7 protein-coding genes are annotated in these 5,259 nt (G+C 67.5%); 4 read left to right on the top strand and 3 right to left on the bottom strand.

Going from position 1 to position 5,259, the window contains the following annotated elements; all coding sequences use genetic code 11:
• Nucleotides 1-493, top strand: a 493-nt coding sequence (locus FKP22_RS32325) for a hypothetical protein (protein ID WP_211361489.1), incomplete at its 5' end; no start/stop codon positions are given.
• 7 nt (nucleotides 494-500) lie between these two features.
• Here FKP22_RS32325 and FKP22_RS20355 read toward each other — a convergent pair.
• Nucleotides 501-1,346 carry a LysR family transcriptional regulator gene (locus tag FKP22_RS20355; protein ID WP_141289518.1) on the bottom strand — a complete coding sequence of 282 codons (846 nt, stop codon included), beginning with the start codon at nucleotides 1,344-1,346 and terminating at the stop codon, nucleotides 501-503.
• Between the two features lie 136 nt (nucleotides 1,347-1,482).
• On the opposite strand from FKP22_RS20355, the gene FKP22_RS20350 reads away from it, so the two are divergent.
• Both FKP22_RS20350 and FKP22_RS20345 read left to right on the top strand, forming a co-directional pair.
• Nucleotides 1,483-2,184: a haloacid dehalogenase type II gene (locus FKP22_RS20350; RefSeq protein WP_141289517.1), complete on the top strand. Its 702-nt coding sequence runs from the start codon at nucleotides 1,483-1,485 to the stop codon at nucleotides 2,182-2,184.
• A 17-nt stretch (nucleotides 2,185-2,201) separates the two neighbouring features.
• Nucleotides 2,202-2,987, top strand: coding sequence for an aldolase (locus FKP22_RS20345; protein ID WP_141289516.1), 786 nt, complete (start codon nucleotides 2,202-2,204; stop codon nucleotides 2,985-2,987).
• Nucleotides 2,988-3,005: 18 nt separating this feature from the next.
• Here the strand turns inward: FKP22_RS20345 and FKP22_RS20340 are convergent, their stop codons facing one another.
• Both FKP22_RS20340 and FKP22_RS20335 read right to left on the bottom strand, forming a co-directional pair.
• Nucleotides 3,006-3,692, bottom strand: a complete 687-nt coding sequence (locus FKP22_RS20340) for a hypothetical protein (protein ID WP_141289515.1) — start codon at nucleotides 3,690-3,692, stop codon at nucleotides 3,006-3,008.
• 70 nt (nucleotides 3,693-3,762) lie between these two features.
• On the bottom strand, nucleotides 3,763-4,446 hold the full coding sequence (locus FKP22_RS20335) for a hypothetical protein (protein WP_141289514.1): 684 nt from the start codon (nucleotides 4,444-4,446) through the stop codon (nucleotides 3,763-3,765).
• Between the two features lie 426 nt (nucleotides 4,447-4,872).
• On the opposite strand from FKP22_RS20335, the gene FKP22_RS20330 reads away from it, so the two are divergent.
• Nucleotides 4,873-5,259 (top strand): winged helix-turn-helix domain-containing protein (locus tag FKP22_RS20330; RefSeq protein WP_211361488.1); only part of this gene is annotated, 387 nt, incomplete at its 3' end.

Raw genomic sequence — 5,259 nt, 5'->3', positions numbered from 1 at the left:
CGCGCTGCAGGACCTCTGGCTGCGCCAGGCCGTGGCGGCCCAGCGCAAGCAGGAAGTGGCCCCCGGCGAACTGCCAGGCGCCGTGAACCTCACCCAGCCCGAGGTCCGCCAGGCACTGGAAGCGATCTACACCCAGCGCCTGGGCGGGCCCGCCCTGGAGGCCTTGCGACAGCAGATCAAGGCTGCCGCTGCCAAGCCAGCCGAGCCCGCCAGGACAGCAGAGGCCAAGCCGCCAGAGTTCCCGCTGCATGCCGCGCTGCAGCAGCAATTGATGGCGCAGAGCGCCGTCACCGAGGACCAGCTCACGGCACTGGCCACGTCACGCGCAGAGGCCGTCAGCAGTCGGCTGATTTCACGCAATGTCCCGCAGGACCGCCTGCTGCTGGTTGCGCCCAAACGACTGGACGCTGAGCAAGCGTCGCAGGTCGAGCTGGGATTGAGCGTCAAGGCGAGCCCTGCGGTGGAGGCCGCGTCATCCGCCGCTGCCCGTTGAGCCTGCGCTACACGCTCAGTGCCTGCTGCAGGTGATCGACCAGCGCCCGCTGCGGCGCGGTCAGCACCGCACCTGAAGCCGCAACCAGTGCCAGCTCTGTTGGCGCCAGTTCGGGCAGGCCTTCGCACAGCCGGTGCTCGGGCAGCAGCGCGGTGGTGGGCAAAACGCTGATCGCCAGGCCCGAGGCGACTGCGGCCTGGATGCCGGTGAGGCTGTGGCTGCCAAAGGCCTGGCGCCAGCGGCGGCGCGCCTTGTCCAGGCCGCGCAGCGCGCGCTGGCGGTAGACGCAACCTTGCGGGAACAGCGCCAGCGGGATGGGCTCGCCGGGGGGCAGCGCAAAGCCCTGGCCTTGCACCCAGACCAGGGTTTCAGGCCAGGCGGCCAGGCACTCGCCTTCGCCCGGTGAGCGCTTGACCAGTGCCAGATCCAGCTCGCCCTGCGCGAGTTTGTGTTTCAGGTCCGTGCTCATGCCGCTGATGGTTGCCAGGCGCAGGCCGGGCTGCTGCGCGCTGAAGCCCGAGAGCAGGGCGGACATGCGGCGCGCGTCGAAATCTTCCGGCACGCCCACGCGCACCGGCAGCACGGCGCCTTCGCTCGCGAACACGTCCTCGGCCTCCTGGGCCAGTGCCAGCAGGCGGCGGGCGTAGTTCGTCAGCAACTCGCCCTGGGCGGTGGGCGTGATCTGCGTGCCGGTGCGGTCGCGCAGCAGCAGCGGCCGGCCCACGCGCTCTTCCAGCTTGCGGATCTGCTGGCTGACGGTGGACTGGGTGCGGTGCACCCGCTCACCAGCCCGCGTGAAGCTGCGCTCGTCCACCACGCAGACGAGGGTCTGCAGCAACTCCAGGTCCAGCACCTCGGCACTCCTTCCACTTTGAAGGTGTCATTAGACATTCAACTGAGGTGTTGCATCAAATCGAATTTCCAAATTACAGGATGGCTGCCTACGATGCCACCCATTCCTTGTCTTGCACTGCAGAAAGCCCATCGCCATGTCCCTTTCCGGCTCCCGTCCCCGCTGGCTCACCTTCGACTGCTACGGCACCCTCATCCAGTGGGACGAGGGCCTGCAGGCGGCCGTGCGCGAGCTGCTGGCCGCCAAGCAGGCCGACCATGTCTCGCCCGAAAGACTGATCCAGGTGTATGACCACCACGAACACGCGCTGGAGCAGACGCCACCGCACCGCTCGTTCCGCGAGGTGGCCGGCCAGGGCTTGCAGATGGCCTTGCGCGAGCTGGGCCTGCCGGTGGGCGACGGTGACATGGCCTCGCTGGCCAAACGCATCTCGGCGATGCCGCCGTTTCCCGAGGTGGTGACCACGCTGGCGCGGCTGAAGGCGGCGGGCTGGCGGCTGTGCATCGTCTCCAACACCGACGACGACATCATTGCCGGCAACGTGGTGCAGCTGGGCGGCCACATCGACCGCGTCATCACCGCGCAGCAGGCGGGCGCCTACAAGCCCAACCGCCGGCTGTTCGACCATGCGCATGAGGCGCTGGGCGTGACGAAGGACGAGGTGCTGCACATCTGCGCCAGCCCGCACCTGGACCATGCGGCGGCACGGGACATCGGTTTCCGCTGCGTGTGGATCGACCGCGGCACCGGCCGCCGGCTGCTGCCCGACTACGCGCCTGACGCGACGCTGCCCACGCTGGCTGGCGTGCCGGAATTGCTGGCAGCGGCGGGCTGGTGAACAGGCATCATCTCGCCATGGCCCACACCCTTGCCGCATCCGTTGCCCCGTCTGCCGAACTGCCCGAGCTGGACAACGAAGCGATCCACCAGGCCCGCATCGAACTGGCCGCCTGTTTCCAGCTGGCCGCTCAGCACGGGCTGGAGGAGGGCATCTGCAATCACTTTTCAGCCTTGCTGCCGGGCAGTGACACGCTGTTCCTGGTCAATCCTTATGGCTTGGCCTTTGCCGAGGTCACCGCTTCCAGCCTGCTGATCTGCCATGTGGACGGGCAGGTGCTGGCCGGCCAAGGGCAGCCCGAGGCCACGGCCTTCTACATCCACGCCCGGCTGCATCGCCAGCAGCCACGCATACGCGCCGCGTTCCACACCCACATGCCGCATGCGACGGCATTGAGCATGCTGCAGGGCGAGCCGCTGCGCTGGGCAGGCCAGACCGCGTTGAAGTTCCTGGGCCGCACCGCCGTGGACCCGCACTACAACGGCCTGGCGCTGGACAACACCGAGGGCGACCGCATTGCCAAAGCCATCGGCACTGCCGACATCGTGTTCCTGAAGAACCACGGCGTGCTGGTCTGCGGCGCCAGCGTGGCAGAGGCCTGGGACGACCTTTACTACCTGGAGCGCGCGGCCCAGGTGCAACTGCTGGCGATGAGCACCGGCGAGCCGCTTCAGCTCATTCCAGGCGAGATCGCCCAACGCACTGCAGCGCAGATGCGGCTGGGCGATGCCGACAGTGCCCGCGCGCACCTGGCCAGCGGCTTGCGCCGGCTGCGTGCTGCGGGCAATCCGTTCGAGCGCTGAGTTCAGCGACCTGCGGCTTCAGCGGGCCACGCCGTAGACCGACAGCGCCGGCAGCGTGGCCGAGGCGGCCTTGATCCAGCTGCCGCTGGTGCCGTAGGTGGCGTAGCCGCCGGTCGTGCCGTTGGCGTTGTTCAGCCAGATGGCGCTGACGTCGCTGCCTGCCGTGGTGACCGTGCCGACCCAGTACTGCACGCCGGCCGTCAGTGCGATGGTTTCGGCCGTGGTGACCTGCACATAACTGCAGCAGGGGTAGATCGCGCCTTTCTCGGTCTTCCAGTCGAAAGGCGTCACATCGGTCCAGGTGAACAGCGGCGCGCCCGGCACGCCATTCGCGTCGGCATACACCACGATGTTCAGCGTGCTGCGGTTGCCGGCGCCCAGGGCCACCGGCAGCACCATCTTGGTCAGGTTGGCGTTGATGGCGGGCGTGAACGGCACCGCGGCGTTCTGCAGCGGGTCGCTCGCGCTGTCGCCGGCGATGCTCAGCCCGGCGTCGGCCTTGTACATCGCGACGTTCGACGTGATCGTCGAGTACAGGACCTGGGTGTCGGCCTTGGCCTGGGACTTCGCATCCGCCGTCGGTGCGACCGACTGTGCGGGACCGACTCGGCGGATGATGGGCTCGGCGCTGGCCGAGGTGGCTGTGGTCGCTGCGGCGAGCGCGAGCAACGACAGCAGCGCTGTCAGGGTTTGCGGGATTCGCATGGGAAAACCTTTGTCGGATGACGGAAAGCGGGGAGGGTGAAGGCGGGGACGAGTGCGAAGACGCGCTTGCTCACTCGGTCGGCACGCCGTAGACGCCCACGGCCGGCAGCAGCACTTCGCTCTGGCTCTGCCACACGCCGCCGCCGTCCAGGTAGGCATCGGTGCCGGTCAGGCCGCGCGAGTTGAAGTACCACATCGCGGTGATGCGGCTCTTGGGCGTGGTCGCGACGACGATCCAGTACTTCTTGCCTTCCACCAGCGGCACTTCGCCGGCTGCAGCGCTCGGGGCGACATAGGTGCAGCACTGGCGCGCGGTGTTGTCGGCGTTCAGCGTGTTCTGGATCGGCATGTCCTGCCAGGTGTAGATCGCTTCGCCGGGCAGGCCCTTGGCGTCTGCGTTGATCGAGATGAGCAGGGTGCTGGCGTCTTTGACGCTGTCCTGCGAGAGCGGCACGATGACCTGCGTCACGCTGATGTTGGACTTGGCCTTGAACGGCACCGCGAAGTGCTGCTGCGGCCCGCGCGAGCCCGGCACGCCCTGCATGTGCCACAGCGGCCCCAAGATGGCCGGGCCCCAGCCGTAGTCATAGACGTTGGTCGCGTCCGTGTTCAGCGTGCTGTAGATCTTGGTGGTCCCGGGTGGCGCGGCGGTCGGGGTCCGGGCTGGGCCTGATTGTTTGACGATTGCTTCGGCTGCAACATGGCTTGTGGCGATGGCCAGCAGCGACAGGGCAACCCATTGTTTGAGTCTCATGGAACACCTTGTGAAGAAGGGGGAGTGAGGTCCGTCGTGCCGGCTTGTGACCGTTGCGCGCCGGCTTCTGCAAGGGTCGGTCATACAACAACCGGCCCCGCCGAAGTGAGCCGCAGTGTGCGTGGCATGCCCCGAAACAGGGCCTCGGCTGCGCCATGAAAGGGCAACGGAAAAGCCATGGTTGCCCGGTAAAAAGGTGTGTCGGGGTGGAAATTCGGCGGACTTATTGAATTTTTCTAGCTTTGCCTGTTGACGGTTGTATGACGTCAGTCAGGCATTGTTTTTGCGCTGTGTCATCACATCGCCGGCCATGCACCGCGCCAGCCTGACCCGCTCATCCAGCGGGTTTTGGCCAGCGCGGAGCGATTGCTCCCAACCCGGGAGCGCGGTGCGTTCCAAGGAATCGTGTTCATGCAAGAAGCTGGGTTGTCCCAAGCGCTCGCCGGGTCCATCTGGACCTTTGGCGAGGTCGAGTTCGATGAAGTGCGCTGGTGCTTGCGCGTGGCCGGCGCACCGGTCGCCCTGGAGCCCAAGCCGCTGCGCATCCTCAGCATGCTGCTGCGCCGCGCCGGCGAGGTCGTCACCCGGGATGACCTGCTGGCCGAGCTGTGGCCCGGCACGCCGGTGGTCGACAAGGCCGTCACCAATGCGGTGGGCAAGCTGCGCCAGGCGCTGGGGCCGGACGGCGTGAACTGCATCTCCACCGTGCCCAAGCTGGGCTACCGGCTGATGGCTGAGGTGCAGCGCCAGGGGGCCGTCGCAGAAGCCAGGCCGTCTGTGGCCGAAGAACCCGCCGAGGCGCCGCACACGGAC

The organism is Ideonella azotifigens, from assembly GCF_006519715.1.
Taxonomy (GTDB): domain Bacteria; phylum Pseudomonadota; class Gammaproteobacteria; order Burkholderiales; family Burkholderiaceae_C; genus Ideonella; species Ideonella azotifigens.
Note: the sequence above shows the minus strand (reverse complement) of the source record. Positions and strands in the feature narration are given on the sequence as shown.

Coding starts and splice junctions, on each gene's coding strand:
- FKP22_RS20350 (WP_141289517.1), top strand. CDS start 1,483: ATGTCCCTTTCCGGCTCCCGTCCCCGCTGGCTCACCTTCGACTGCTAC.
- FKP22_RS20345 (WP_141289516.1), top strand. CDS start 2,202: ATGGCCCACACCCTTGCCGCATCCGTTGCCCCGTCTGCCGAACTGCCC.
- FKP22_RS20340 (WP_141289515.1), bottom strand. CDS start 3,692: ATGCGAATCCCGCAAACCCTGACAGCGCTGCTGTCGTTGCTCGCGCTC.
- FKP22_RS20335 (WP_141289514.1), bottom strand. CDS start 4,446: ATGAGACTCAAACAATGGGTTGCCCTGTCGCTGCTGGCCATCGCCACA.